The sequence below is a fragment of the Acidovorax soli genome (assembly GCF_014207955.1).
In the GTDB taxonomy this organism is placed as follows: domain Bacteria; phylum Pseudomonadota; class Gammaproteobacteria; order Burkholderiales; family Burkholderiaceae_C; genus Acidovorax; species Acidovorax soli_A.
In genome coordinates this window covers 386,156-411,942 of sequence record NZ_JACHLK010000003.1, presented here as the reverse complement: position 1 = coordinate 411,942, position 25,787 = coordinate 386,156, and the positions used below count along the sequence as shown (strand labels likewise).

Annotated in this window: 21 protein-coding genes and 1 pseudogene; 7 read left to right on the top strand and 15 right to left on the bottom strand. The window is 65.4% G+C overall.

Going from position 1 to position 25,787, the window contains the following annotated elements:
• Window positions 1–138: 138 nt before the first annotated feature.
• The 6 genes from HNP48_RS10565 to HNP48_RS10540 all read right to left on the bottom strand — a co-directional run bounded on the left by HNP48_RS10565 (window position 139) and on the right by HNP48_RS10540 (window position 7,166).
• On the bottom strand, window positions 139–1,626 hold the full coding sequence (locus tag HNP48_RS10565; RefSeq protein WP_184856869.1) for a nucleobase:cation symporter-2 family protein: 1,488 nt from the start codon (window positions 1,624–1,626) through the stop codon (window positions 139–141).
• Window positions 1,627–1,799: 173 nt separating this feature from the next.
• Window positions 1,800–2,564: a GntR family transcriptional regulator gene (locus HNP48_RS10560; RefSeq protein ID WP_184856868.1), complete on the bottom strand. Its 765-nt coding sequence runs from the start codon at window positions 2,562–2,564 to the stop codon at window positions 1,800–1,802.
• 45 nt (window positions 2,565–2,609) lie between these two features.
• Window positions 2,610–3,386: an aspartate/glutamate racemase family protein gene (locus HNP48_RS10555; protein WP_184856867.1), complete on the bottom strand. Its 777-nt coding sequence runs from the start codon at window positions 3,384–3,386 to the stop codon at window positions 2,610–2,612.
• 28 nt (window positions 3,387–3,414) lie between these two features.
• Entirely contained in the window at window positions 3,415–4,947 is a 1,533-nt protein-coding gene (locus HNP48_RS10550) for an NCS1 family nucleobase:cation symporter-1 (protein WP_221480162.1), read from the bottom strand.
• A gap of 183 nt (window positions 4,948–5,130) precedes the next feature.
• Entirely contained in the window at window positions 5,131–5,844 is a 714-nt protein-coding gene (locus tag HNP48_RS10545) for a GntR family transcriptional regulator (protein WP_184856866.1), read from the bottom strand.
• Window positions 5,841–7,166 carry a C4-dicarboxylate transporter DctA gene (locus HNP48_RS10540; protein ID WP_184856865.1) on the bottom strand — a complete coding sequence of 442 codons (1,326 nt, stop codon included), beginning with the start codon at window positions 7,164–7,166 and terminating at the stop codon, window positions 5,841–5,843. The genes HNP48_RS10545 and HNP48_RS10540 overlap by 4 nt, the downstream gene beginning before the upstream one ends.
• Before the next feature lie 300 nt (window positions 7,167–7,466).
• Here HNP48_RS10540 and HNP48_RS10535 point away from each other — a divergent pair, with 300 nt between their 5' ends.
• Both HNP48_RS10535 and HNP48_RS10530 read left to right on the top strand, forming a co-directional pair.
• Entirely contained in the window at window positions 7,467–8,297 is an 831-nt protein-coding gene (locus HNP48_RS10535; protein WP_184856864.1) for a hypothetical protein, read from the top strand.
• 325 nt (window positions 8,298–8,622) lie between these two features.
• Window positions 8,623–9,186 (top strand): hypothetical protein, encoded by a 564-nt coding sequence (locus HNP48_RS10530; protein WP_184856863.1) that lies wholly within the window; start codon window positions 8,623–8,625, stop codon window positions 9,184–9,186.
• Window positions 9,187–9,289: 103 nt separating this feature from the next.
• Here the strand turns inward: HNP48_RS10530 and HNP48_RS10525 are convergent.
• Window positions 9,290–9,508, bottom strand: a pseudogene (locus tag HNP48_RS10525) (gamma-glutamyltransferase); the annotation flags it as partial.
• A gap of 98 nt (window positions 9,509–9,606) precedes the next feature.
• Window positions 9,607–11,232, bottom strand: coding sequence for a sensor domain-containing diguanylate cyclase (locus HNP48_RS10520; protein WP_184856862.1), 1,626 nt, complete (start codon window positions 11,230–11,232; stop codon window positions 9,607–9,609).
• 187 nt (window positions 11,233–11,419) lie between these two features.
• Between HNP48_RS10520 and HNP48_RS10515 the strand changes: the two genes are divergently transcribed.
• The gene (locus tag HNP48_RS10515; protein ID WP_184856861.1) at window positions 11,420–11,638 is read left to right on the top strand and encodes a hypothetical protein; all 219 of its coding nucleotides are present in this window, start codon (window positions 11,420–11,422) and stop codon (window positions 11,636–11,638) included.
• A gap of 126 nt (window positions 11,639–11,764) precedes the next feature.
• On the opposite strand, the gene ggt is transcribed toward HNP48_RS10515, so the two are convergent.
• The 5 genes from ggt to HNP48_RS10490 form a co-directional block, all read right to left on the bottom strand.
• Window positions 11,765–13,573: a gamma-glutamyltransferase gene (gene ggt, locus HNP48_RS10510; protein ID WP_184856860.1), complete on the bottom strand. Its 1,809-nt coding sequence runs from the start codon at window positions 13,571–13,573 to the stop codon at window positions 11,765–11,767.
• Window positions 13,574–14,028: 455 nt separating this feature from the next.
• Entirely contained in the window at window positions 14,029–15,279 is a 1,251-nt protein-coding gene (locus tag HNP48_RS10505; protein ID WP_184856859.1) for an ArgE/DapE family deacylase, read from the bottom strand.
• Window positions 15,276–17,060 (bottom strand): 2-oxo-4-hydroxy-4-carboxy-5-ureidoimidazoline decarboxylase, encoded by a 1,785-nt coding sequence (uraD, locus tag HNP48_RS10500; RefSeq protein ID WP_184856858.1) that lies wholly within the window; start codon window positions 17,058–17,060, stop codon window positions 15,276–15,278. Before uraD ends, HNP48_RS10505 begins: the two co-directional genes overlap by 4 nt.
• Window positions 17,061–17,065: 5 nt before the next feature.
• The gene (gene puuE / locus HNP48_RS10495; RefSeq protein ID WP_184857098.1) at window positions 17,066–18,037 is read right to left on the bottom strand and encodes an allantoinase PuuE; all 972 of its coding nucleotides are present in this window, start codon (window positions 18,035–18,037) and stop codon (window positions 17,066–17,068) included.
• Between the two features lie 11 nt (window positions 18,038–18,048).
• Window positions 18,049–18,732, bottom strand: a complete 684-nt coding sequence (locus HNP48_RS10490; protein ID WP_184856857.1) for a GntR family transcriptional regulator — start codon at window positions 18,730–18,732, stop codon at window positions 18,049–18,051.
• A 90-nt stretch (window positions 18,733–18,822) separates the two neighbouring features.
• Here HNP48_RS10490 and uraH point away from each other — a divergent pair, with 90 nt between their 5' ends.
• Complete coding sequence (uraH, locus tag HNP48_RS10485; RefSeq protein WP_184856856.1) at window positions 18,823–19,173, top strand: hydroxyisourate hydrolase; 351 nt, start codon at window positions 18,823–18,825, stop codon at window positions 19,171–19,173.
• A gap of 154 nt (window positions 19,174–19,327) precedes the next feature.
• Here uraH and HNP48_RS10480 read toward each other — a convergent pair whose 3' ends face one another.
• Window positions 19,328–19,870: a hypothetical protein gene (locus tag HNP48_RS10480; protein WP_184856855.1), complete on the bottom strand. Its 543-nt coding sequence runs from the start codon at window positions 19,868–19,870 to the stop codon at window positions 19,328–19,330.
• Here HNP48_RS10480 and xdhC point away from each other — a divergent pair.
• Together xdhC and HNP48_RS10470 are read left to right on the top strand one after the other, a co-directional pair.
• Window positions 19,869–20,756: a xanthine dehydrogenase accessory protein XdhC gene (gene xdhC / locus HNP48_RS10475; protein ID WP_184856854.1), complete on the top strand. Its 888-nt coding sequence runs from the start codon at window positions 19,869–19,871 to the stop codon at window positions 20,754–20,756. The genes HNP48_RS10480 and xdhC overlap by 2 nt on opposite strands.
• A 218-nt stretch (window positions 20,757–20,974) precedes the next feature.
• On the top strand, window positions 20,975–22,285 hold the full coding sequence (locus HNP48_RS10470; protein ID WP_184856853.1) for a urate hydroxylase PuuD: 1,311 nt from the start codon (window positions 20,975–20,977) through the stop codon (window positions 22,283–22,285).
• Window positions 22,286–22,319: 34 nt separating this feature from the next.
• On the opposite strand, the gene HNP48_RS10465 is transcribed toward HNP48_RS10470, so the two are convergent.
• Window positions 22,320–24,182, bottom strand: coding sequence for a phosphodiesterase (locus HNP48_RS10465; protein ID WP_260420188.1), 1,863 nt, complete (start codon window positions 24,180–24,182; stop codon window positions 22,320–22,322).
• Between the two features lie 112 nt (window positions 24,183–24,294).
• On the opposite strand from HNP48_RS10465, the gene HNP48_RS10460 reads away from it, so the two are divergent.
• Window positions 24,295–25,638 carry a glycerate kinase gene (locus HNP48_RS10460; RefSeq protein ID WP_409362541.1) on the top strand — a complete coding sequence of 448 codons (1,344 nt, stop codon included), beginning with the start codon at window positions 24,295–24,297 and terminating at the stop codon, window positions 25,636–25,638.
• Window positions 25,639–25,787: the final 149 nt, after the last annotated feature.

Genomic DNA, 25,787 nt, shown 5'->3' with positions numbered 1-25,787 from the left:
GAGGGGGAAGGACCCGCCAGGGAGGTACCCGCTTTTCCATCGGTGTTGCATGGACTTTTTTTGCACGGGCGGCGCCCCCAAGCAAAAAAGGCCCCCGGCGGTCAGCCGGGGGCCCTCTTTTTTGGGGGTGCCAACGGGTCAGTGCGCGTCGGCCTGGCGGGCAGCGTTGATGACGGCCGAGGTATCGCCGCGTGCACCGTTGAAGAACACATTGAGCGCCACCGCCGTGATCGAGGCCAGCAGAATGCCCGACTCGATCAGCGGATGGATGGCGTGCGGCATCCACTGGCGGAAGTTGGGCGCGATCAGCGGGATCATGCCCACGCCGATGGAGACGGCGACGATCATGGCGTTGAAGCGGTTGTTGCGGAAATCCACCCCGCCCAGGATGCGGATGCCCGTGGCCGCCACCATGCCGAACATCACCAGCCCGGCACCGCCCAGCACCATGGTGGGCAGCGACTCCACCAGCGCCGCCATCTTGGGCAGCACGCCCAGCACGATCAGGATCACGCCGCCGGCCACGCAGACAAAGCGGCTCTTCACGCCCGTCACCGCCACCAGGCCCACGTTCTGCGAGAAGCTGGTGTACGGGAAGGTGTTGAACACACCGCCCAGCAGCGTCCCCAGGCCGTCGGTGCGCAGGCCGCGGGTCAGGTCGTCCTGCTCGATCTTGCGGTCCGTCATGTCCCCCAGCGCCAGAAACATGCCGGTCGACTCGATCATCACCACGATCATCACCAGCGTCATGGTCAGGATCAGGATGGGGTCGAACACCGGCAGCGCGATCTCGAAGGGCAGCACCAGGTCGAACCAGTCGGCCTTGCCCACCTTGTCGAAGGTCATCAGCCCCATGGCCGCCGCCACCACGCCGCCGATCACAATGCCCAGCAGCACCGAGATGTTGGCGATGAAGCCCTTGGCGAACTTGGCAATCAGCAAAATGGACACCAGCACCAGGGCCGAGATGCCCACGCCCGTCAGATCCGCATAGCGCGGGTTGGGTACCGTGGGCACCACGGCAAAGCCCTTGGGCACCGGCGGCAGCGAGGAGCCCGGGGCGCCGGCGGCCGACTGCGCCTCGGTCAGCCACTTGATGTGCTCGGGGTTCACCACATTGGGCGCCGTGGGGCCCACCGGGTTGCCGAAGATCCAGTTGATGCCCACGCGCATCAGGCTGATGCCGATCACCGCGATGATGGTGCCCGTGACCACTGGCGGAAAAAAGCGCAGCATGCGGCTGACCAGCGGCGCGATGGCGATCGAGATTACCCCCGCCCCGATCACCGAGCCGAAGATCAGCCCCGCCCCCGCCGTGCCACCCGTGCTCTGCGCCATGGACACCATGGGCGCCACCGAGGCAAACGTCACCCCCATCATCACCGGCAGCTGGATGCCGAACCAGCGCGTGGCCCCCAGCGCCTGGATCAGCGTCACCAGGCCGCAGACGAACAGATCGGCCGAGATCAGCTTGGCCACCTGGTCGGGCGTGAGGTTCAGCGCCCGCCCCACGATCAGCGGCACCGCCACGGCCCCCGCATACATCACCAGCACATGCTGCAGGCCCAGCGCCCCAAGGCGCCCTATGGGCAGTTGTTCATCCACGGGGTGCACGGAGGTGGACATGGGAGGGCTCCTTCAGGGGTTCATTGTTGGGGATAGCGGACGGTATCCATCTTCCGTGTACAACCATCCATACAAAAAGTGTATACACAACATGGCGACAACCTTATCCCGGTAAACCCTAGGGAGCGTTTCGGATGGGGGAGGGGCGCGCAGCAGTCAACCGCGCGTGGGGGTCAAGCCAGCAGGGCCTTGACGAGGTCCAGTTGCCGGTCCGGCCGCCCGTTGTCCAGCGCCAGATTGGCCTCGATGCGCTCCAGGTGCTCCGTCATGCTGGCCACGGCGGCGGCCACGTCACCGGTCTTGCACAGCGCCAGAAAGTCCGCATGCTCCTCCGACGAGCAGTGCGGGTCGTTCGACGAGTCGTACAGCATGGCGATCAGCGAGCTGCGCGCCACCAGGTCGCGCACCAGCTGGGCCAGGGTCTGGTTGCCGGCGGCCTCGGCCAGCACCACGTGGAAGTCGCCCAAGAGCTTTTCGCGCACGCGGCCCGTGGTCGTGCTCTCGCGCAGCGCCGCCCGCTCGAAGCGGATGTGCTGCTCCAGCATCTGGTAATCGGCCGGCGTGGCGCTGGCGATGAACAGGCGCACGACCTCGGCCTCCAGCACGCGGCGCACGCTGAACACCTCGCGCGCCTCCTGCACGCTGGGCCGGCTCACGAAGGCGCCCTTGTCGGGGATGATCTCGATCAGCTTGTCCTTGGACAGCATCACCAGCGCCGCGCGGATCTTGGTGCGGCTCACGGTGTAGACGCGGCCCAGTGCCTCCTCGCGCAGCCAGGTGCCGGGCGGCAGGCGCTTTTCAACGATGGCGGTGGCCAGGTCCTGGGCAATGCTCTCGGTGGAGGCCAGGCGCCCGTCCGCCGCTGTGTCGGGCGTGGGCTCGGTGTCTGGTGCCAAGTCGGCGGGAAGGGCTTTGGGGCTCGTGCGGGCGCGGGGCATGGGGTCCAATTGTGGCGTGATTCGCCGGCCGCCGCGAAGCAAGCCTCAGGCCGCGCGGGATATGCGTGCTGTCGGCACCACCGCCACGGGCGGCAGTGCAAAGCCCGCCAACGCCCCGGCCATGGCCTTGGGCAGTGGGCGCGCCAGCTCGCCGTGCTTGCTGGTGCGAAGCCCCAACAGCACCAGCGATTCCACCATCGACGTGGCGGCCGCCACGCCGTCGATCACCGGCACGCCCAGGGTCTGCGAAATGTGCTCGCACAGGTCCGCCATGCCGGCGCAGCCCAGCACCAGGGTGTCGCAGCCGTCTTCGGCCAGGGCGCGGCGGCATTCGTCGGTGATGCGTTCGCGCGCGTTCGATCCGGGCACCTCCAGCTCCAGCACCGGCAGCTCGCAGGCGCGCACATTGGCGCAAAAGCGCTGCATGCCGTAGATCTCGGCCAGGTGCCAGGCCTGTCCCATGGTGCGGCCCAGCGTGGTCACCACCGAAAAGCGCGCACCCACCATGCTGGCCAGGTGCATGGCCGCCTCGGCAATGCCCACCACGGGGCCGCGTGCCAGCTCGCGGGCGGGCTTCAGGCCCGGGTCGCCAAAGCAGGCGATCACGTAGCCGTCCACCCCGTCGCGCTCGCCGGCCGCAATCTCCTGCAGCAGGCCGGGCACGGCCAGCGCCTCGTCGTAGTGGCTCTCGATGGAGGCCGGCCCCATGGCGGGGCTCACCGCCACCACCTCGGTGCCCGGCCGCGCCACGGCGCGCGCGCAGGCCCCGATCTTCTCGGTCATGCTCCAGGTGGTGTTGGGGTTGATGATCTTGATGCGCACGGCTCGGTTCTCTCTTTCTCGGTTGCGTTCAGTTTTTTCGGTTCAATGCCACGTAGATCACGAAGCCCAGCCCCATGCCGATGAACCAGGCATAGTTGGCCGCGGGCCGCAGCGTGGGCACGATCACGCACAGAATGGGGATCAGCGCCGAGGGCACCATGGTCCACACGGCGCGCGGGTTGTAGCCCTTGCTGTACCAGTAGGCGCCCTGCTTGCTCATGGTGTAGAGGGCATCCACGTCCACCTGCTGGCGGCGCACGATGTAGTAGTCGGCGATGAGGATGCCGAACAGCGGCCCGATGAACGAGCCCAGCACGTCCAGCGTGTAGTGGATCACCTCGGGGTTGGCATACAGGTTCCAGGGCGTGATGAAGATCGAGCCCACGGCGGCGATCATGCCGCCCGTGCGCCAACTGATGTGCTGCGGCGCCACGTTGGAAAAGTCGAACGCCGGCGACACGAAGTTGGCCACGATGTTGATGCCCACCGTGGCGATCATGAAGGTCAGCGCGCCCAGCACCACGGCCGTGGTGCTGTCGATCTTGCTCACGGTGTGCACCGGGTCGGTGATCAGCTCGCCGAACACGGGCAGCGTGGCCGCGGTGGTCACCACCGTCAGCAGCGAGAAGAACACGAAGTTCACCGGCAGGCCCCAGAAGTTGCCCTTCTTCACCGCGTCAAAACTCTTGCCGTAGCGCGAGAAGTCGCCAAAGTTCAGCATGGGCCCGCTGAAATAGCTCACCACCAGCGCAATGGCCGACAGCATCACCGGCAGTGCATCCCAGCCCTGGAACTTGACGCCGCCCAGGTTCAGGTCGATGTTCTTCCAGCCCGCCTTCCACACCAGCCAGCCGCACAGCACGGCCATCACCACGTACACGGCAGGGCCCGCCCAGTCGATGAACTTGCGGATCGCCTCCATGCCGTGCCAGAACACCAGCGCCTGCAGCACCCACATCACCATGAACGCCACCCAGCCCAGGCTGGACAGCCCGGCAAAGCCGTGCTGCGCCACGTCGGCATACGGCGCCAGGTGGGGAAAGAAGTGCAGCGCCAGCAGCAGGAAGGCGCCCGACGCCAGGTAGGTCTGGATGCCGTACCACGCCACCGCGATCAGCCCGCGGATGATGGCCGGTATGTTGGCCCCCAGCACCCCGAACGACGCGCGGCAGATCACCGGGTAGGGCGTGCCCGTCACCTGGCTGGGCTTGGCCACCAGGTTGCAGAAGAACTGCACGATCACGATGCCCACCAGCAGCGCCACCAGCACCTGCCAGCTCGACAGGCCCAAGGCAAACAAGCTGCCCGCCGTGATGTAGCCGCCCACGCTGTGCACGTCGGACATCCAGAAAGCAAAGATGTTGTACTGCCCCCAGGTCTGGCGCTTGAGCGGCGCCAGATCCTCATTGGTCAGGCGCGGGTCGTAGCCCGGCTTGATCAAGGCATTGCCATGGTGCGGCCCGGCGGGCTGGGTGCCCCCGGCTGCTATCGGTGTGCTGCTACTGCTGACGGCTGTGTTCACGGGTGTCTCCTCGTGTGGAAAAGGACGGGTTCCAGGCATCTGCGGCCTGGTTGAAGTTTGCACCCTATATTTGTATACAAAAAATGGATGCAATAAAACACCGCCTGACCGGGAAATGCCTGGGGTTTACCCGGAGTGCTCGCCGCGCGCGCAAAACAAAGCCGCCCGGGCCTTGGGGGCCGGGGCGGCAGTGAGGGGGTAAGAAGGTTGGGGGGAGGGCGCTTAGCCGTCCGTCCCTGAGCGTGTGCTTTGCGCCAGCGGGCTCAGCGAATCGCGCAGCCGGTCGCGCACCAGCGGCTGGTCCGGGTTCAGGGCCGACTCCACATGCCCGATGTGCGCCACCAGCCGCTCGCGCGCCAGGGCCGTGTCGCCGGCTTCCAGCGCCTCGACAATCGCCTCGTGCTCCGCGCACGACTGGCTGGCCTCGTGCCGCGACTGGTAGAGCGATGCCGCCAGCGTGGTGCGCGCCGTCAGGTCGCGCAGGATGTCGCTCAGCGTGCGGTGCCCCATGGTCTCGGCCAGGCACACGTGGAAGTCCGCCAGCAAAAAGGCGCGCGTGGCCGCGTCTGCCCCCTCGATGGCCTGCTGCTCCTCGGCAATGTGGGCGCGCAGCCGGGGTGTCACCGCCTGCAGCGGCCGCCCCGCGTCGGCCAATATGCCCGACTCGATGATGCGCCGGGCCGAGAAGGCGTCGCGCGCGTCTTCCACCGAAGGTTCCACCACATACCAGCCCCGGCGCGGGCGCACCTCCACAAAGCCGCGCGCCTGCAACTGCATCAGCGACTCGCGCACCAGGGTGCGGCTCACGCCGAACAGATCGGCCAGCTCCTGCTCACCCAGGCGCTCGCCGGGGGCAAGCTTCTGGGCCAGGATGGATTCGACCACCTGCTGGGCGATCTGGGTCTGGCTGCTGGGCGAAGGGGTGGGGGTGCTCATGCGGCCGATTGTGGCGCCACTTGGGGGGCGGCCATGTCAGGGGCGGGCTCGATGGGCTCCACATCCTGTCCGTCCAGCACCGCATGGGCCCGGCTGCGGTCGATATCGCCCTCCCACGCGGCAATCGCCACCGTGGCCACGCAGTTGCCGATCAGGTTGCCCAGGGCGCGGGCAATGCCCATGAACCAGTCCACCGACAGCACCAGCACCAGGCCAATCGCCGGAATGGCCGGAATCGCCTGCAGCGTGGCTGCCAGCACCACGATGGCCGAGCCCGGCACCCCATGCGCGCCTTTGGACGTGACCAGCGAGATCGCCAGAATGGTCAACAGGTCCGCCATCGAGATCGGCGTGTTGGTCGCCTGCGCAATGAACACCGCCGCCAGCGTGATGTAGATCGAAAACGCGTCCAGGTTGAACGAGTAGCCCGTGGGGATCACCAGCCCCACCGTCGAATCGCGAATGCCCATGTGCTTGAGCTTGGCCATGATCTGCGGCAGCACGCTGTCCGACGAGGTGGTGGCAAACACCACCGCCAGTTCTTCGCGCAGGTAGCGCAGCAGCTTGAACAGGCTGAAGCCCGATACCCGCATGATCGTGCCCAGCACCACCACCACAAAGATCACCACCGCCGCATAGAACAGCACTACCAGCATGCCCAGCTGCTTGAGCGAGCCGATACCGTACTTGCCCACCGTGAAGGCAATCGCGCCCAGCACGCCCAGCGGCGCCAGCTTGATGATGATGCCCATGGTCTTGAACAGCACGTGCGACAGGTCCTCGATCAGCACCGTCACCCGCGCCCCGCGCTCACCCAGCATGGCCAGGGCACAGCCGAACACAATGGAGAACAGCAGCACCTGCAGCACATCGCCATTGGCAAACGCACTGACTGCCGTGTTGGGAATCAGCTTGAGCAAGAACTCTGTGAACCCACCCCCCGTCAGTTTGCCCGCGTTCTCCACATAGGCGCCCATGGCCTTGGGGTCCAGCGCCTTGGGGTCCACATTCATGCCCACGCCGGGCTGGAACACAAAGGCCAGCACCAGGCCCAGCACCAGCGCCACGGTGGTCACCACCTCGAAGTAGATCAGCGACTTCACCCCCACCCGGCCCACCCGCTTCAGGTCCCCCGTGCCCGCGATGCCATGCACCACCACGCAGAACACGATCAGCGGGATCAGCATCTTGATCAGCTTGATGAAGCCATCGCCCAGGGGCTTGAGGGCCACTGCGGTGTCGGGCCACACCAGGCCCACCACCACGCCAAGAATGACGGCCAGGACGACCTGGCCGAACAGGGATTTGAAAAACCGGGGCATGCCTATGTCTCCTTCAGTTCAGCTGTCTTGCAATCAAATCTTGCATACAAGAACTGTAGGCAAGTTGGGGCGTGGGCGTATGAGGGTATGCCCGTACTACTGCTTTGAATCAGCTAATTTCCGCAATGCTTTTTAAGGCGTTGCTGCTACTCTATGACCGTCTGCATAGTAAGAAATGCGTGACTTTAGGTCGTATGGCTGAACTTCGGCTGCATCCAGGGAACTTTATGGACACGGCGACAGCCAGTTGAGGGTTTCATATGGCTCGAGCATAAATCGCAAAGGCAAGGAGTTAGTTTGATGCTTGAAAACGTGGGGCACGTTAAAAATCCGCTTACTGTCGTAGCTATCTTCGCTGCGCTTGCTGAAGTTAGTGGAACGCTTATCCTTCCGCACCTAGCGAGCGAAGTGCAGGAAACCTATATTTGGTTCCTGATGCTATTTCCGATTGTGCTTGTTGGCATATTCTTTTGGGTTTTGTATAATAAACATCATGTTCTTTATGCGCCAACCGATTTTAAGGATGATAAAACATTTAAAGAGCTTTTTGAGAATGCATCAAGTGATGAAAGACTTGCGAAAATAAAGGTTGAGCAAGATGGCTTGGGTGCAGAGGCACCAACTGAGTCCATCGATGGAAGTAATTCTGTTGCCGAAAGAAGTGTCCCTGAAATATCAGCAGCGGAGACTCTTCGTCGTACGTTTCAAGGTAATGCTATTCTCGCCGAAGAGTTAGTGGTTGCGAAACTCGCCAGGGAGCTTGGACTTAGCTTTGAAAGAAATGTAACGATCAAGGGGCAGAAGCGCACGGTTTTCGATGCAGTTGCGACTGTTTCTAATCGAGCTGTTGTTGCCGAAGTGCGATTTACTAGGCAAGGAATGTTTCCGGATGAAATGCAGAATGAGTATTTTGAGAGGCTGAAGCGCTTCTCGGATTCTTTGCCTGACGAACTCAGAGGAAATATTGAGTTCATACTTGCGGTTGTGACGGATGTGGAAAGCGAAGCACGGTTGGCGCGAATTGAGCAAACTGCTGAGAGAATTCGGGCTATATCAAGTGAGTATTCTTTTAAGACCGTGGTTCGTGTGTATCAAATGAAGGACCTGGAGCGGGAGTTCCTTGTTAGATAAGGATTTGTTTTTGAATGGTGACTCCTGTAGGATGGGGTGGGGATAAGTTAAAACCGCTCCTTTCTTAATTGAATTTGCCGGAGGTCAAAAAATTTTAAATCGTGGCAGTTATCTATATTCTTGCGTTGGTATATTTGTAATTATATTTCCCCGTCTTGAGATAGGTTGATTTGAAATTGGTGTTATCTCGAGTGGGAAATTAAACATTACCGTTTAATGTCGCGTGCTTTTTTATCTGTGAAGTGAATGAAATTTGTTTATGGTTGAAAATATTTATGTGACTTGCTAAAGTAACAAAAATTGATTCCTCTTGAATTATTTTTTTATGAGATATCTTGAAAACATCGATGCCAAGCGGTTGCAAGTCGTCATTGTCGGTAAAGATCCTTTCCCAGCAGATGCTACGAATATTCCGTTCTGCAAACCCACATGGGAGCAGCAGCTTGCCTCGAATTGCTCGGGTAAATATGTGCTTCGTTCGCTGGGCGTTGACTTGGTTGCAGCTCAGAAGACTTATTCGACGCCATCCGGTCTTTTTGAAATCCTTGGCTTGGATGGTATAGTCTTCTTGAATGCGTCTTACGACTTGATCGGTGCCAAGATTATAAAGTCAAAGCATTTGAAGTATCTATTGGAGGCGCATAAAATTAATAAAGCGTTCATCCAGCGTGCCAGGACGGTCGTTTACTGCGGTGAGGCTTGTAAAGTAAAATGGGTTGATGCCGTGAATTCTGGCTTGTGCGTGGTGCATCCAGATATTCGAAATCGAGCTAATCCAAGGACATTTCAGAGGTGGGCTGCAACTTGGGGCGACAACGCACTTCGCGACAAACTTGGTATAGTCAATCACTCCAATAGCCTACCTTCAACGACTAAGCTTGAGGGTTGAAGGCAAAAAAAGACCGCGCACCGTAAGGTATCGCGGCCTTCGACTCCTGACTGCCAACCGATGAATAGGCGCCCGCCAGAGGGCGCATTCATCAGTTATTCCATCAATACCCCAACGTATTCCCATCCGGATTGCGCGGATCCGAGTACCCATACATCGCATCACCACGCAGCTGGATCGTCTGCGTGCGCCCCATCGACGGCTTCACCGCGATGTTGTGGCCGCGCTGCTTGAGCAATGCCGGGGTGTCGGGCGACAAACCCTTTTCCTCGCGCAGCTCATCGGGCGTCCACTGGTGGTGCAAACGCGGTGCAGCGGCGGCTTAGGCGGGGGCAGGTCCATGCCCTGTCCGGACCACAAGGGGACGAGTCAAACGAGCAGCCATGCGTCAGCCGCGCAGGAAGTCGTCTCTGACACCTTTTATTGAAACACGCACACGCCCAATGACTGGCTTTTGGCCTGGTACATCGCGGTGTCCGCGGCACGCAGGTAGTCGTCCACCGTCGCCAGCCTGGATGCACTGCTGACAAGTCCAATGCTCGCGCCACTGATCACGGTGTGTTCGCCGACCACATAAGGCGCTGCGAGGGCGGCGGCGATCTGTTGAGCGCGGTTGCGGGCTTCAGCGGGATCAATGGACTCCAACAGCACATTGAATTCGTCGCCACCCATGCGGGCGACCAGGTCAACCGCCCGCACGCAGGATTCGAGCCGCCGCGCCACCTGCTGCAACAGCCGGTCGCCCACATGGTGCCCGTAGTTGTCATTGACGGCCTTGAACCCGTTGAGGTCCAGCAGCAGCACGGCGAACATGGTGGCTTTGTCGCGTGTTGTTGGCACGCCATCACCATTCGCAGCCTCGTTCTGCTGCAGCGCCATGAGATTCGCGAGGCGATCGCGGAACAAGGGCCGACCGGGCAAGCTGGTCAGCGCATCGTAGGAGCTGCCACGGTCAGCCAGATCGCTCAACGAGCCCGCCATGCGCACCGCAACGCCGTCTTCAAACTCGGCGAGCCCGCGCCAATTGACCCACACCAGCCGTCCAGCCGCGTGGAACGCGCGGAAATCCACCGAAAAGTTCGGGCTGTTCCCCGACAGATGCCTGCGGTAGGCCGCCTGCACGCGCACGCGATCTTCGGGATCGATGAGTTGCTCCAGAAAGCTCCAGCCGCCGTCGTGCACATGATCGCCGCTACCCAGCCCGACGATCTGGTGAAAGCGCCCGGACACATGCAGGGCGTCCGTTCGCAAGTCCCAGTACCAGATGCCGTCATTGGATCCGAGGGTCGCCAGCGAATAGCGGTTTTCGGAGCGCAACAACTCCAGTTCGGTGTTCTTCTGCTGGGTGACGTCGATCATCAGGCCGATCATGCGGTTCGGCCGCCCTGGCTCGACCACTGCGCGGCACAGGTCGCGCACCCACACCACCTTGCCCGACTTGGCAATCAGCCGGTAGCTCATCTCGTAGGCATGGCTGTGCGTGGCGTTGTAGGCGGCATCGTCGATCACCAAGGCCGCCTCCAGGTCGTCGGGATGCACATGCGCTCGCCAGAAGCCCGGGTCGGCCCGCCACTCCTCGACGGAGTAGCCGAACAAGCGTTCGACCTGTGGGCTCAGAAAGGTATTGCCCACCCCGATTTCAGCCTCCCACACCACGCCGTCAATGGTTTCCAGCAAGCGCAGAAAGCGCTGGCGAATCTCCACCAGCACCTGCTCGGTGACCTCGGTGATTTCGATCAGCACACCCTGGCGGCTGATCACCCGCTCCGCTGCATCCGTCTCGGGGTGGAGTTGCAGACGCACCCAGCGATAGTCCGCGTCGGCAAAGCGCAAGCGGAACACCGGCATGCCCGAGCGCATGGTGCCAATGTCGCCGGGATGCACAAATTCAAGCAGAGACCTGCCGAGCGCTGCCTCCACCGCATGGCCGGTGAGCGTTGTCCACGCCGGATTCAGGTACGTGATCTCCCACAGCGCATCGGTCTGCACCACCGCTTCGGGTAGCAGTTGCAGCAGTTTTGCGGACGGCGTGAGAGTGGGAGGCATGCAGGGCTGTCGCAAAAGGGGAGTCAGGTGAAGCCAACGGAGAGGAAAATCAACCACACCAGATCAAGTATGGCAGGTACCCGGCGTCCTGCAGCTTACAGGATGACTGGATGGGGGCGCACAGGCGACAGAATCAGGCATTCGCTCAAAATGCGGCCATGCAATGAGAAGTGCGAGGGTGATCCGAATGTCCAGTACCAAGCAAGAACATGACCCGCTGGAAACCGTGGTGCGCTTCGTCTGTGGCGCATTGGCTGGTGGACTCGTGGGCTTCTATATGGGCTTTCGATGGAAGCTCTCCGGCTTTTTGCCGATGCTGGCGATCACCATGGGCTTTTGCCTGGTGTTTGCGTTCTGCGCCGTCCGCTACGGTGATGATTTTTGGGCTGGCCTGATGAGGCGATAAAGCCGGCGCAGGCGCTACAAAGACAAAGGCCGCGTCCCTCACAGGGCGCGGCCTTTGTTCGTTGGTGCCTTGTTGCCCTAGGGATCACCATGACGGGCCTGCGGCGCGGGCCCGTCAGGCCATGCATCAATACCCCAAGGTCTTCCCGTCCGGATTGCGCGGATCCGAGTACCCGTACATCGCGCCACCGCGCAGCTGGATCGTCTGCGTGCGCCCCATCGATGGCTTCACCGCGATGTTGTGGCCGCGCTGCTTGAGCAGGGCCAGGGTGTCGGGCGACAGGCCCTTTTCCACGCGCAGCTCGTCGGGCGTCCATTGGTGGTGCACGCGCGGTGCGGCAGCGGCTTCGGCGGGGTTCATGCCGAAGTCGATGGTGTTCACCACCGTCTGCAGCACCGTGGTGATGATGCGGGCGCCGCCGGGGCTGCCGGTCACCAGGGTGGGCTTGCCGTCTTTGAGCACCAGGGTGGGCGTCATGGACGACAGGGGGCGCTTCTTGGCGGCGACCGCATTGGCGTCGCCGCCGACCAGGCCATAGGCATTGGCCACTCCGGGCTTGGCCGAGAAGTCGTCCATCTCGTTGTTGAGCAAGATGCCCGTGCCCTTGGCGACGATGCCGCTGCCGAAGTTGGTGTTCAGCGTGTAGGTCACGGCCACGGCGTTGCCGGCCTTGTCCACCACCGAGTAGTGGGTGGTCTGGTCGCTTTCATACGGCTGGGGCTGGCCGGGCTTGATGCTCTTGCCGCTGCGCGCGGTGTTGGCGTCGATGCCCTTGGCCAGCGACTCGGCATAGCGCTTGGAGGTCAGGCCCTTGAGCGGGATCTTCACGAAGTCCGGGTCGCCCAGGTACTCGGAGCGGTCGGCATATGCGAGCTTCATGCTCTCGGCCATGTAGTGGATGGTCTGCGCGCTGTTGGGGCCCCATTGGGCCAGGGGCAGGGGCTCCAGCATGTTGAGAATCTGCACCAGGTGCGGGCCGCCGGAAGAGGGTGGCGGCATGGTCACGATCTCATAGCCGCGGTAGGTGCCGCGCGTGGGCACGCGCTCGGCCACCTTGTACTCGCGCAGGTCCTGCAGGCTGATGGCGCCGGCGTGCGGTGCCATCTCGGCGGCGATCTTCTGGGCGATCTCGCCTTCGTAGAACGCCTTGGCGCCTTGCTGGCCGATCAGGCGCATGGACTGGGCCAGGTCTTTCTGCACCAGCGCATCGCCCACCTTCAGGGGCTCGCCGTTCTTCCAGAAGATGGCCTGGGTGGCGGGCCACTTGCCCATGTTCTTCTTTTCCTGCTGCAAAATCTTGGCGAGCGTTTCGCTCACGGGGAAGCCCTTGTCCGCCAGCTCGATGGCCGGTGCGATCACGCGCGACAGGGGCAGGGTGCCCCAGCTCTTGAGCGCATGCTCCATGCCGGCCACGGTGCCAGGCACGCCCACGGCGTAGTGGGTGAACAGCGACTTGCCGTCCACCACATTGCCCTTGTCGTCCAGGTACATGTCGCGCGTGGCCTTGATGGGCGCCACTTCGCGGAAGTCCAGGGCCACGCTCTTGCCGGTCTTGGCGTCGTGCACCATCATGAAGCCGCCGCCGCCCAGGTTGCCCGCGTTGGGCAGGGCCACGGCCAGCGCAAAGCCGATGCCTACGGCCGCATCCACCGCGTTGCCGCCGGCTTTCAGGATGTCGAGGCCCACTTGCGAGGCCAGTTCCTGCTCGGTGGCCACCATGCCGTTGCGCGCCACCACGGGGTGGAACACATCCATGTCGAAGTCATAAGCGGCGCTGGCGGCCTGGGCGGCTGCCGTCTGCTGTACCGTGGCGACCGGCGCGGTGGCCGGCTTGGCCGTGACGGCCGGGGTGGTGCTGCCGCAAGCGGTCAGGCTGGCCAGGGCCAGCGCGACACTGCTGGCCAGCAGGGTGCGGCGGATGATGCTGCTGCTCATTGGTAGGTGCTCCTTGGTTATTGCTCTGTAGGATTTGGGTTTGGAAGTCAGGCCCGCGAACCGGCGCGAAACCGGTGCGCGAAATAGCCCAGAGTGAGTTTAGAGGGGGCCGGGCCGCTGCAGGCCAGCGGGTCATGCCGATTGGGTATGCGCGCAGTGCATGGGCGTCATCCCCTGCCGGCAGGCGGGCACCCACGCAAGTTGCGGGCCGGGTGAATCGGTCGGGGATGGGGAGGTCATGGCTGCGCAGTCCTGAAAGGCCAGGAAGAGTGGTGCAAGCCCATGACTCTAGAGGTGTTGCGGAGCCCGAAAAAGGTCCACGGGGGCGCAATCTGATGGTGCCACGCAAGCCCCCTTGCTGTTCGCCCGTCCTCCGCCTGCGGTGGGCGGATAGGGGCAATAGGGGCGGTTGTGGGGCCGGGCGTGTATGGCTTGCCCAGCCCCCAATGGCGGGCTTACGCCAGCAGGTCCTTCAGCGTGCGCGCGATGACCTTGGTCGCGCGGCGCAGGTCTTCCAGGTCCAGGCGCTCGTCGGCGCGCTTGGCGTGCGATTCGAGCACGGTGCGCGGGCCGGCGCCGTAGATCACGCCGGGAATGCCGCGCTCCACGTACAGGCGCACGTCGGTGTACAGGGGGGTGCCCACGGCGGGAACGGTCTCGCCCAGCAGCTCCTGTGCATGCTTCTGGATCGCATCGACCAGGGGCTTGTTGCCGGCCAGCGGCGTCATGGCGTTGGCCAGCAGCAGGCGGCGGATCTCCACCGAGATGCCGGCGCGCTCGCCCGCAGCGGTTTCGATCACGCGGCGGATGTTGGCTTCCACCTCCACCGGGTTCTCCTCGGGGATCATGCGGCGGTCGAGCTTGAACGTGACCTTGCCGGGCACCACGTTGGTGTTGGTGCCACCCTCGATGCGGCCCACGTTGAGGTAGGGGTGCTTGATGCCGGCCACGTTGGAGGTGACCTTCAAATACTCCTGGTTCTGCGCGTACAGCGCGTTCAGGATGTGCACTGCGCCCTGCAGCGCGTCCACGCCGGTGTGGGGCACGGCGGCGTGCGCCATCTTGCCGTGCACCGTCACTTCCATCTGCAGGCAGCCGTTGTGGGCGGTGACCACCTCGTACGAGAAGCCGGCCGCGATCATCAGGTCCGGTTGGGTCAGGCCCTTTTGCAGCAGCCAGCCGGGGCCCAGTTCACCGCCAAACTCTTCGTCGTAGGTGAAGTGCAGTTCCACCGCGCCCTTTGCAGGCTTGGCCACGGCCTCCAGCGCGCGCACGGCGTAGGTGAAGCTCGCGAAATCGCTCTTGCTCACGGCGGTGGCGCGGCCGTACATCTTGCCGTCCACGATCTCGGCGCTGTAGGGGTCGTGCGTCCAGCCTTCGCCGGGCGGCACCACGTCGCCGTGGGCGTTCAGGGCGATGGTGGGGCCCTTCTTGTCGGCACCGTACTGGCGGCGCACGATCAGGTTGGTGATGGACTCCATGCCGTAGGCCTGCACGTCGGCCGCGGGCACGGCGTGCTTCTCGGCCTCGTAGCCAAAGTCACGGAGCAATTCGGCCGTGCGCTCGGCGTGGGGCGCGTTGTTGCCCGGGGGCGTGTCGGTGGGCACGCGCACCAGGGCCTGCAGGAACTGCACTTCCTCGTCGAAGTGCTGGTCGATCCACGCATCCAGGGCGGCGTAGTCGGTCTGTGGGGCGGTCGTGGTCATGCGGGGGTTTCCTCGGAGAGCTGTTGCAGCACGTGCGTGAAGGCGTCCACGGCCAGCTGCATGTCGTTGTTGGTGGTGGATTCGAGCGGGTTGTGGCTGATGCCGGAGTTCAGGCCGCGCACGAAGAGCATGGCCTGGGGCATGATCTCGTGCAGCTTCATCGCATCGTGCCCGGCGCCGCTGGGCATGCGGAACAGCGGCACGCCCTGGGCGTCCACCGCGCGTTCCCAGCGCTGCTGCCAGGCCGGGGCGCTGGGGGCAGCGGCCGCGCGCATGGATTCCTCCAGCGTGTAGCGCATGCCGCGCCGCTCGGCGATGCGGGCGAGCTCGGCCAGCACGTCCTTGGCCAGCGCGTCGCGCTGCGGGTCGTTGGGGGCGCGCAGGTCCAGGCTGAACTGGCAGCGGCCCGGCACCACGTTGATGGAGCCGCCGGGCACGTTCAGCAGGCCGATGGTGCCCACCGAGTCGCCGTCTTTCGCGGCGCGCTGCTCGATGTACAGGGCCAGCTCGGCCACGGCCACGGCCGCGTCTCGGCGGCGGTCCATGGGGGTGGTGCCGGCATGACTGGCCATGCCGATCATCTCGCCCACATAGCGCACGCCGCCGTTGATGGAGGTGACCACGCCCAGGGGCAGGTCCAGCTCGTTGAGCACCGGGCCCTGCTCGATGTGCACTTCAATGAAGCCCAGGTACTGTGCGGCGTCGCGCTGCAGCTTGGGGATGTCGTCAATGCACAGGCCGGCATGCTGCATGGCCTCGCGCATGGTCACGCCGTCGGCGTCCTTCTGGTCCAGCCAGGCGGGGTTGAAGTGGCCGATGAGCGCGCCCGACCCGAGGAAGGTGGCCTTGTAGCGCTGGCCTTCTTCCTCGGCAAAGCCGATCACCTCGATGCCGAAGGGCAGGCGCTTGCCCGCGCGGTGCAGCTCGCGCACACAGGCCATGGGCACGAAGATGCCCAGGCGCCCGTCGTACTTGCCGCCGTTGCGCACCGTGTCGTAGTGCGAGCCGGTCATCAGGTATTTGGCCTGTGCGGCGCCCGGGGCAGGGTGGTAGCGGCCCACCACATTGCCCACGGCGTCGATCTCCACCTCGTCAAAGCCGCAGTCGCGCATCCAGTGGCTGATGCGCTGGGCACAGGCGCGGTGCGCGTCGGTCAGGTAGGTGACGGTGAGCTGGCCCTTCTCGGCAAAGCCGGGGTCGGAGTGCTGGGCCAGGTTCTCCTGCCAGTCCCACACGTCATTGCCCAGCACGGGCTCGGCGTCGAACTTGTCGTTCAGGCGGATCTCGGCGATGCGGTGGATATTGCGCAGCGCCTCGGCGCGCTCGAAGTCGGGGTGGTTGTCCAGCCGGCGCGCAAAGGTGGCAATGATCTCCTGGCGTGGCAGGCCCGCGCCGCGCGGCCCGCGCACCGCCAGGATGAAGGGGAAGCCAAAGCGCGCGTTGTAGTCCGCATTGAGCTGCTGGATGCGTGCGAACTCCTCGGGCGTGCACTGGGCCAGGCCCGCCTTGCTCTGCTCGTTGGTCGATTCGGCCGTGAGGCTGTTGGCCACCATGGCCTTGCCGGCCAGCTCGGGGTGGGCGCGGATCAGCGCCAGCTGCGCATCCTGCGGGGCATTGCGCACGGCCTGGGCCAGGGCGTGGCGCAGGTGCGCCAGCGAGCGGAAGGGCCGCTCGGCCAGGGCCTGCTCGGCGATCCAGGGCGAGTGCTCGTACACGCCGTCCAGCCACTGCAGGGCCTCGGCCGGGCTGGCCGCGTTGAGTTGGGTGATGGTGAGTGCCATGGTGGTCAGGCCTTGCTGGTGGCGGTGGTCGTGTCGTTGAAGGGGTGCACCTGGGCCCAGTGGCGCGCAATGTCCACGCGGCGCGCCACCCACACCTTGTCGTGCTGGGCGATGTGGTCCAGGAAGCGCTGCAGCGCCGTGATGCGGCCGGGGCGGCCCAGCAGGCGGCAGTGCATGCCGATGCTCATCATCTTGGGCGCGTTGTCGCCATCGGGGTCGCCTTCGGCGTACAGCGCGTCGAAGGTGTCCTTGAGGTATTGGAAGAACGGGTCGGCATGCGAGTAGCCCTGGGGCAGGGCGAAGCGCATGTCGTTGCAGTCCAGCGTGTAGGGCACGATGAGCTGGGGCGCCACGCTGCCGTCGGTGCGCTGCACCTTCATCCAGAAGGGCAGGTCGTCGCCGTAGTAGTCGCTGTCGTACTCGAAGCCGCCGAAGTCGGCCACCAGGCGGTGGGTGTTGGGGCTGTCGCGCCCGGTGTACCAGCCGGTGGCGCGCTGGCCGGTCATGCGCTCGATGATGGCCATGGCCTCGGCCATGTGGGCGCGTTCCACCTCTTCGGGCACGTTCTGGTAGTGGATCCACTTGAGGCCGTGGCAGGCGATCTCGTGGCCGGCCTGCACGAAGGCCTGGGTCAGCTCGGGGTGGCGCTGCAGCGCCGTCGATACGCCGAACACGGTGAGCGGCAGCTTGCGCTTGTCGAACTCGCGCAGAATGCGCCACACGCCGGCCCGCGAGCCGTATTCGTAGATGCCCTCCATGCTCATGTGGCGCTCGGGGTAGCTGGCGGGGTTGAACATTTCCGAGAGGAACTGCTCCGAGCCCGCGTCGCCGTGCAGGGTGGCGTTCTCGCCGCCCTCTTCGTAGTTGAGCACGAACTGCACGGCAATGCGCGCCTGGCCCGGCCACTGGGCGTGGGGCGTGTGGCGGCCGTAGCCGACGAGGTCGCGGGGGTAGGCGTGGGTGGCGTCGTAGATCATGGTGTGTCTGCTCACGAAACGGAAGTCACGGGGGCAAGCGCCATGGCCAGGTCACTGGCAGGGCGCTTGCGGTCGAAGACCAGGCTGGCCTCGACGTGTTCGAGGTGCGATTGCATGAGCGCCACGGCCTGGTCCTCGTCGCGCGCGGCCAGCGCGGTGACGATCTCGCCGTGTTCCTCATGCGAATGCTCTGCGGCGCTGGCCGACTGGTACATCAGCGTGATCAGCGCGCAGCGCGAGATCAAATCGCCCAGCAGGTGGGCCAGCACCTCGTTGCCCATGAGCTCGGCCATGCGCACGTGGAAGTCGCCCAAGAGTTCGGTGCGGCTGCTCGCGTCGGCCGTGCCCATGGCAGCCTTTTCGCTCGCCACATGGGCGCGCAGGGCCTTGATCTTGGCGGGCGTGACGCTGCGCACGAAGGCGCGGGTCATCTCGGTCTCGAGCATGCGGCGCACGGCGAACACCTGGCGCGCCTCTTCGACCGAGGGGGTGGAGACAAAGGCACCGCGCGCGGGCTCCAGCGTGACCAGCTTGTTCTGGGCCATCTGGAACAGCGCCTGGCGCACCAGCGTGCGCGACACGCCGAAATGGTCGGCCAGCTTCTGCTCGGCCAGCTTGGTGCCTGGCTGCAGGCGGTGTTCGACGATGGCGCGGGTCAACGCCTCGACGATGGCACTGGTGGATGAAGATTCCATGGCGACATGATAGGAGGATTGGCGAAAAGTGTATACACTTTTAGTCTACAGATTGCGTTTTTTACTTTCCCATCCTTCAGGAGAATCCCTATGGGCTTGAGCACTCACGTTCTGGACACCATGAATGGCTGCCCCGCGGCCGGCATGGAAGTGGCGCTGTTTTCCACCCATGGCGACGCCGCCACGCTGATCAAGCGCCTGGTGCTGAACCACGATGGGCGCACCGATGCGCCGCTGTTCGACAACGCCAGCCTGCGCGCCGGCACCTACCGGCTGCGCTTCGATGTGGCGGGGTATTTCAAGGCCCGGGGCGTGGAACTGCCCGAGCCGAACTTCTTGAACCAGGTGAGCCTGGACTTCGGCATTGCACACGAAGACCAGCACTACCACGTGCCCCTGCTGGTGAGCCCGTGGAGTTACTCGACGTACCGGGGCTCCTGATGTGAAGCCCCCTGAGTCGCTTCGCGCCTTCCCCCTCAGGGGGACGCCGCCAGCGCGGCGGGGCGGCCCTTGCGCGGCGGCACTGGCCTGCGCCGCGCCAGTTTCATGTGTTGGTCGTCCCCGTACATCCAGTGCGGGTACAAAACGCCGGCTTTTACAACTGCCCTTCAGTGAGGGTATCGAGTTGGAACTTGCCGCTCTTGTCCCACAGCCAGGTCTCGGTGTAGGTCACCTTGCCCAGGCGCGTGGGCACCGGGTAGGGCGCCGCAGCGCGCACGGTGCGCTCGATCTCCTTGACCACCTCGGGCGCATGGCGCGGGGCGCGCAGCCAGTGCACGCGTGTGACCTTGCCGGTGCGGTCGATGTCCACCTCGATCACGCCGATGGCGTACAGCTGCGGGGGCAGCTTGCCCTTGAAGATGCGCTCGGCGTTCAGCCCATAGAGGTGGCTGGCACCGTCCTGCCGGTAGGCGCGGGGCGTGGCCGCTGCCGAAGGGCGGGCCGAGCCGGCAGCGGCCGGCACGGGGCCCTTGATGCCCTGGATATCGGTACTGGTAGGAGGGCGGCTCTCTGGCGTGGGCGCGGGTTCGGGCGCAGACTTGCAGGCTGCGATCAGGGCGGCACCAGCAGCCATGATGCCTGCCAGCAGCCAGTGGCGGCTTTTGCCGGGGCGGTGGTTGGGCGGGGTGTCGGGCATGGCGGGCGGGTGTAACGAAAGGACGGCTGCAGTGGAAAACGTGCGTTTGTTGCTGGCAGGCCTTGCGGCCGAACCGGCATGTCTGGTGACCGTGGAGTCTACCCAAGGCTCCGTGCCGCGTGAATCGGGCGCGTGGATGGCCGTGTTCGCAGACAGGTTGGTCGGCACCATCGGTGGCGGCCACCTGGAGCACCAGGCCATTGCCGAGGCGCGCCGCCGCCTGGCCCACCCCGGCGCCGCGAACGACCCGGCGCCCATGCGCTTTGCCCTGGGCCCGGCCCTGGGCCAGTGCTGCGGGGGCGTGGTGTTCCTCGAATTCGAGCGCGTGGCCGCGCAGGACGCACCGGCCCTGGCCCGGCGCCTCACGGCCGACCTGCACCCGGTGGCGCTGTTCGGTGGCGGCCATGTGGGCCACGCCCTGGCGCGCGTGCTGGCGCCGCTGCCCTTTGCGCTGACCTGGATCGACAGCCGCGACGGCATTTTTCCGGAAGCCCCGCCGCCCAACGTGCACTGCGAGCATTCCGAGCCCGTGCAGATGGCCGTGCCCACCCTGGCGCCGGGCTCGCGCGTGCTCATCATGAGCTTCAGCCACGCCGAGGACCTGGATGTGGTGGCCGCCTGCCTCAAGCGCCAGCGCGAGCGCGGCGACCTACCCTTCATCGGCCTCATCGGCAGCAAGACCAAGTGGGCCACCTTCACCAGCCGGCTCACCGCGCGCGACTTCAGCCCTCGCGAGCTGGCGCATGTGACCTGCCCCATCGGCGTGCCCGGCATCCCGGGCAAGGAGCCCGAGGTGATTGCCGTGGCCGTGGCGGCACAACTCTTGCAATCAGTGGCGGCAGTCCAGGCGGTGGCAAATCCGCTCCAAGGGTATTCCCAGGCCTGATTCGATCACTGCAGGGCTGGAATTGAAAACAGTTTTTGCATACACTTTCACCCGGGACCCGGCAGGCCGTTGCGGCACCGGTCCCATGGGTCGCAGCGGTGCCCCGGCAAGCCTGGCTTGCCATGGTGCGCGACCCCATCTTCTGCTCAGAGCGCCCGCAGTGGTGAGCAGGTTGTTCAGGCGGTGTGTCCCCCCACCCCGCCGAGGTTGAGAAAAAAATGGAACACTACCTTCTCGACTGGGCCAACCTGCTCTTGCGCTGGGTCCACGTCATCACCGCCATCGCCTGGGTTGGCTCCTCCTTTTACTTCGTCTTCCTGGACAGCAGCCTCACGCCGCCCGAGGACGAGGACCTCAAGAAGCAGGGCGTGAGCGGCGAGCTCTGGGCCGTGCACGGCGGCGGTTTCTACCACCCGGTCAAGTTTGCCGTCTCCCCGCCCGAGCTGCCCAAGCACCTGCACTGGTTCTATTGGGAGAGCTACAGCACCTGGCTCAGCGGCTTTGCGCTGTTCACCCTGTCCTACCTGTGGAGCGCGGGCACCTACCTGATCGACAAGTCGCGCATGGACTGGGCGCCGCCCGCGGCCATCGGCGCGGCGCTGGCCTTTCTGGTCGTGTTCTGGCTGCTGTACGACGGCATCTGCCGCATCTTCGGTCAGAAGAAGAACGGCGACGCCATCGTCGGCGGCCTGGTGCTGGTGCTGGTGTGCATCGCCTCCTGGCTGGCCTGCCACCTGTTCGCCGGGCGTGCGGCCTTCCTGCTGGTGGGCGCGATGATCGCCACGTCGATGAGCGCCAACGTGTTCTTCTGGATCATCCCCGGCCAGCGCACCGTGGTGCGCCAGATCCGCACGGGCCAGAACGTGGACCCGATCCACGGCAAACGCGGCAAGCAGCGCAGCGTGCACAACACCTACTTCACGCTGCCGGTGATCTTCGCGATGCTGAGCAACCACTACAGCTTCACCTGGAGCCACCCGCAGAACTGGCTGGTGCTCATCATCATGATGTTCGCGGGCGCCGCCATCCGCCAGTTCTTCGTGATGCGCCATGGCTACAAGCTCGGCCGCAATCCCAATCCGCTGCCTTATGCGCTGGTGGGTGTGGTGGCCCTGCTGGGTGCCATCGTCTGGATGAAGCCCGCCCCGGCACCCGAGCCCGTGGCCGCCGCCAAGCCGGCAGCGGTGGCGGCACCGGCCCCCGCGGCATCCGCCGCGTCCCAGGCGGCACCTGCGGCAGCGGCAGCAGCAGCCCCCGTTGCCGCGCCCGCTGCAGCCGCAGGTACTGGCAGCGATTTCGCCGCCGTGCAGACGGTGCTCGAACAGCGCTGCTACCTGTGCCATGGCGCCCAGGTGCAGATGAAGAACCTGCGCTTGGATTCGCCGGCCCTGGTCAAGCAGCATGCCCAGGCGGTCTACCAGCAGGCGGTGGTGCAAAAGCTCATGCCCATGAACAACGCCACGCAGATGACCGATGCCGAGCGCGCCCTCATCGGCCGCTGGTTCCAGGACGGCGCGAAGACGCCTTGATGGGCGGCGCTGCCGCCTTCGGCAGCGCAGGAGATCAGGCAGCCAGCACGCTCTGCAGTGCCCGCAGGGCGTTGTGTGGAGGTCCGGCCGGTTCGCTGCCATGCAGCACCACGCCGCTGGCCGCCAGCTTGGCTTCGTGCTTGGCCATGGCGGCCAGGTTGGCCACCTCTTCGGCATGGCGGTACACACCGGGCTGGATGCGCACCGCGCCGATGGCCAGCGTGGTGCAGGGAAAGAAGCGGCGCACGCCGTGGCGGTCTTCCGAATGGATGCCGCCCAGGGCGCGGGCGCCATCGTCGAACAGGGTGAGCGCCTCGCGCGCGAACTCGTCCACGATGTGCTTGCAGCGCTGCAGCCAGTTGCTGCTCTGGAAGATGAGCATGAAATCGTCGCCCCCCACATGGCCCACGAAGTCACGCCGTGCGTCGCAGTGTGTGGTCGCCAGGCGCGCCACCAGGCGGATCATCTGGTCTCCGCGCCAGTAGCCGTAGTGGTCGTTGAAGGGCTTGAAGTTGTTCAGGTCGGCATAGCAGGCCACGAACTCGGTACCGCTCTCCAGCAGGCGCTGCATGTGCATGCTGATGGGGATGTTGCCGGGCAGGAAGGTCAGCGGGTTGGCATGGCGCGCGGCCTCGATGCGTGTCTCGGTCACGGCGCGCACCAACTGGTCGCCTGTGCCCAGGCCCACGTAGCGGCCGTTGTCGGTGACGATGTAGCCGTCGCTCAGGTAGCGCTGGTCCTGCGAGGTGAGGATGCCCACGAGTTGGTCCACGTCGCAGTCGAGCTCCACCACGCGCGGCGTGTTGTTGGCAAAGCCGACGCAGGGCTTGCGCCCATGCACTTCGCGGAAGTACAGCGTGGCGTAGTGGTTCATGAACTGCTGGCGGTTGATCAGCGCCACCGGGCGCGTGCCGTTCACCACGGCCAGTGCGTGCAGGTCGGTGCGCTCCTGCAGCAGGGCGGCCACCTCGTCGTTGCTGGTGGCCGGTGTCACCGTGGGGGCCTGCAGCACCATCAGGCTGCGCAGAATACCCGGGCGCGCGGTCTGGCCCAGGTGTGGCAGCACGGCCACGCGGCGGTCCTGCAGCACGTCGAGCGCGGGCCCGTCGATGGCCTCACGCGGCGCGCGCGCGGGCCGGCCCAGCACCCAGCCCTGGCCGTAGGGAATGGCCAGGTCGCGCAGCGCGCGCAGGTCGTCGCGCGTCTCGATGCCCTCGGCGATCAGTGTGGTGCCGAACACGTCGGCAATGCCCTTGATGGCCTGCAGCATCTGCAGGTTCTCGGGGTGCTCGCTGATGTCGTGGATGAAATAGCGGTCGATCTTCACGAAGTCGGGTTTGACCTCGGACCACAGCCGCAGGCTGGAGCGGCCATCGCCAAAGTCGTCGAGCGCCAGGCGTGCGCCGCAGGCATGCACCTCGCGGATGGCCTCGCGCAGCGCGGGCATGTCGGTCACGCGCTCGTGCTCGGTGATCTCCAGCACCAGCATGCGCGCGCTCACGCCGAAGCTGCGCACCGTCTCGCCCAGGCGGCCTTCGCCGCACAGGGCCACGGCGTGCACCAGCGCATCGGCGCTGATGTTCACGAACAGGCGGCCGGGGGCCCCGTGGTCGCCCCAGTCCTGCAGCGCGGTGAAGACGCACATCAGCTCGAAATCCTGCAGCAGCTGCTCGTCGCGCGCCCGCTGCAGCAGCACGTCGGGGGTGTGCAGCGCCGAGCCTTCGGGGCCGCGGATCAGCGCCTCATGGGCAAAGATGCTGCCCTCGCGCAGGTCTCCGAGGGGCTGGAACACGCAGTGCAGGCCGCCATCCCGCATCAGCCGCGCCAGCGGCCCCGCGCCGAGCTGCGCGGCTGGCGACAGCAGCGCCAGCATGCGCTGGAGACGTTCGTGCTTCATGGTTGCAATTTGTCACTTCTAGGGGGTCCACCATACCGGCCGCTTGTGACAGTTGGGTTACAGCGGGTTCGGGTTTACACCTGTTTGCCCGAGGCCGCGCACAATGCACCCCATGTCCGAAACCTCTGCTTCCCCACCCGGCTCCTTGCCTGACTTCCGCACCGATCCCCGCGGCTTTCTGCGCGGCCTTTTTGACGTGGCCGTGCGCAGCGCCCAGCCCCTGCACGGCATGCGCGCCTGGCTGCCCGCGCCACCGCGCGGGCGCACCCTGGTGCTGGGCGGCGGCAAGGCCGGTGGTGCCATGGCCCAGGCGCTCGAAGCCCTGTGGCCCGAGGATGCGCCCCTGTCGGGCCTGGTGGTGACGCGCTATGGCCACATCCCGCCGCGGCCGGCAGGCCTGGCGCAGCGCATCGAAGTGGTCGAGGCCGCCCACCCCGTGCCCGATGCCGCCGGCGAAGTGGCCGCGCAGCGCCTGCTGGAGCTGACTGCCGGCCTCACGGCCGACGACCTGGTGCTGTGCCTGATCTCGGGCGGCGGCTCCTCGCTGCTCACCCTGCCAGGCGAGGGCCTCACGCTGGAGGACAAGCAGCGCATCAACCGCGCGCTGCTGGAAAGCGGCGCCGACATCGGCGAGATGAACTGCGTGCGCAAGCACCTCTCGCGCATCAAGGGCGGGCGGCTGGCGGCGGCCTGCGCGCCGGCGCGCGTGGTCACGCTGACCATCAGCGACGTGCCGGGCGACGATCCCTCGGTCATCGCGAGCGGGCCCACGGTGCCCGATGCGAGCACCTGCGCCGATGCGCTGGCCATCCTGGTGCGCTATGGCATCGAGGTGCCCGAGCCCACCCTGCGGGCGCTGCGCGAGGGTGCGCTGGAAACACCCAAGCCCGGTGACGCCGTGTTCGAGGGCCATGCCGTGCACCTGGTGGCCACGCCCTGGCAGGCGCTGGAGGCTGCTGCTGCGGCGGCGCGGGGCGCCGGGCTCAACGCCGTCATCCTCTCGGACGAGATCGAGGGCGAGTCGCGCGAGGTGGGCAAGGTGCACGCGGCGCTGGCGCGTTCGTCGGTGCACCGGGGGCAGCCGTTCAGCACGCCCTGCGTCATCCTTTCGGGGGGCGAGACCACGGTCACCGTGCGCCCGCGCGCACCCGATGCACCCCGCGGCCGGGGCGGCCGCGCGGGCGAGTTCTGCCTGGGGCTGGCCAAGGCCTTGCAGGGCGAGCCATCGGTCTGGGCGCTGGCAGCCGACACCGACGGCATCGACGGGGTGGAAAGCAATGCGGGCGCCTTCGTGGTGCCCGACACGCTGCAGCGCGGCCACACCGTGGGGGCGGACATCGAAGACGCCCTGCAGCGCAACGACGCCTGGAACTACTTCGCGGCCCTGGGCGACCTGTTGGTCACCGGGCCCACGCACACCAACGTCAACGACTTCCGCGCGATCCTGGTGTTGTAGCCCGAGAGGGCGTGGATACGTTGGCCCATCCCAGGCCAGCTGCCGCGCTCGCCAATACTGGCGCGCCCCAGCCCAGTGCTCCCGCGCAAGGGCCGCCCCGCCGCGCTGGGAGCGTCCCCCTGGGGGGATGACGCGAAGCGGCTCAGGGG

What these genes read in the sequence shown, in the direction of transcription:
- HNP48_RS10565 (WP_184856869.1), bottom strand. Translation starts at nt 1,626, where the DNA reads ATGTCCACCTCCGTGCACCCCGTGGATGAACAACTGCCCATAGGGCGC.
- HNP48_RS10560 (WP_184856868.1), bottom strand. Translation starts at nt 2,564, where the DNA reads ATGCCCCGCGCCCGCACGAGCCCCAAAGCCCTTCCCGCCGACTTGGCA.
- HNP48_RS10550 (WP_221480162.1), bottom strand. Translation starts at nt 4,947, where the DNA reads ATGCCTGGAACCCGTCCTTTTCCACACGAGGAGACACCCGTGAACACA.
- HNP48_RS10545 (WP_184856866.1), bottom strand. Translation starts at nt 5,844, where the DNA reads ATGAGCACCCCCACCCCTTCGCCCAGCAGCCAGACCCAGATCGCCCAG.
- HNP48_RS10540 (WP_184856865.1), bottom strand. Translation starts at nt 7,166, where the DNA reads ATGCCCCGGTTTTTCAAATCCCTGTTCGGCCAGGTCGTCCTGGCCGTC.
- HNP48_RS10535 (WP_184856864.1), top strand. Translation starts at nt 7,467, where the DNA reads ATGCTTGAAAACGTGGGGCACGTTAAAAATCCGCTTACTGTCGTAGCT.
- HNP48_RS10530 (WP_184856863.1), top strand. Translation starts at nt 8,623, where the DNA reads ATGAGATATCTTGAAAACATCGATGCCAAGCGGTTGCAAGTCGTCATT.
- HNP48_RS10520 (WP_184856862.1), bottom strand. Translation starts at nt 11,232, where the DNA reads ATGCCTCCCACTCTCACGCCGTCCGCAAAACTGCTGCAACTGCTACCC.
- HNP48_RS10515 (WP_184856861.1), top strand. Translation starts at nt 11,420, where the DNA reads ATGTCCAGTACCAAGCAAGAACATGACCCGCTGGAAACCGTGGTGCGC.
- ggt (WP_184856860.1), bottom strand. Translation starts at nt 13,573, where the DNA reads ATGAGCAGCAGCATCATCCGCCGCACCCTGCTGGCCAGCAGTGTCGCG.
- HNP48_RS10505 (WP_184856859.1), bottom strand. Translation starts at nt 15,279, where the DNA reads ATGACCACGACCGCCCCACAGACCGACTACGCCGCCCTGGATGCGTGG.
- uraD (WP_184856858.1), bottom strand. Translation starts at nt 17,060, where the DNA reads ATGGCACTCACCATCACCCAACTCAACGCGGCCAGCCCGGCCGAGGCC.
- puuE (WP_184857098.1), bottom strand. Translation starts at nt 18,037, where the DNA reads ATGATCTACGACGCCACCCACGCCTACCCCCGCGACCTCGTCGGCTAC.
- HNP48_RS10490 (WP_184856857.1), bottom strand. Translation starts at nt 18,732, where the DNA reads ATGGAATCTTCATCCACCAGTGCCATCGTCGAGGCGTTGACCCGCGCC.
- uraH (WP_184856856.1), top strand. Translation starts at nt 18,823, where the DNA reads ATGGGCTTGAGCACTCACGTTCTGGACACCATGAATGGCTGCCCCGCG.
- xdhC (WP_184856854.1), top strand. Translation starts at nt 19,869, where the DNA reads ATGGCGGGCGGGTGTAACGAAAGGACGGCTGCAGTGGAAAACGTGCGT.
- HNP48_RS10480 (WP_184856855.1), bottom strand. Translation starts at nt 19,870, where the DNA reads ATGCCCGACACCCCGCCCAACCACCGCCCCGGCAAAAGCCGCCACTGG.
- HNP48_RS10470 (WP_184856853.1), top strand. Translation starts at nt 20,975, where the DNA reads ATGGAACACTACCTTCTCGACTGGGCCAACCTGCTCTTGCGCTGGGTC.
- HNP48_RS10465 (WP_260420188.1), bottom strand. Translation starts at nt 24,182, where the DNA reads ATGAAGCACGAACGTCTCCAGCGCATGCTGGCGCTGCTGTCGCCAGCC.
- HNP48_RS10460 (WP_409362541.1), top strand. Translation starts at nt 24,295, where the DNA reads ATGTCCGAAACCTCTGCTTCCCCACCCGGCTCCTTGCCTGACTTCCGC.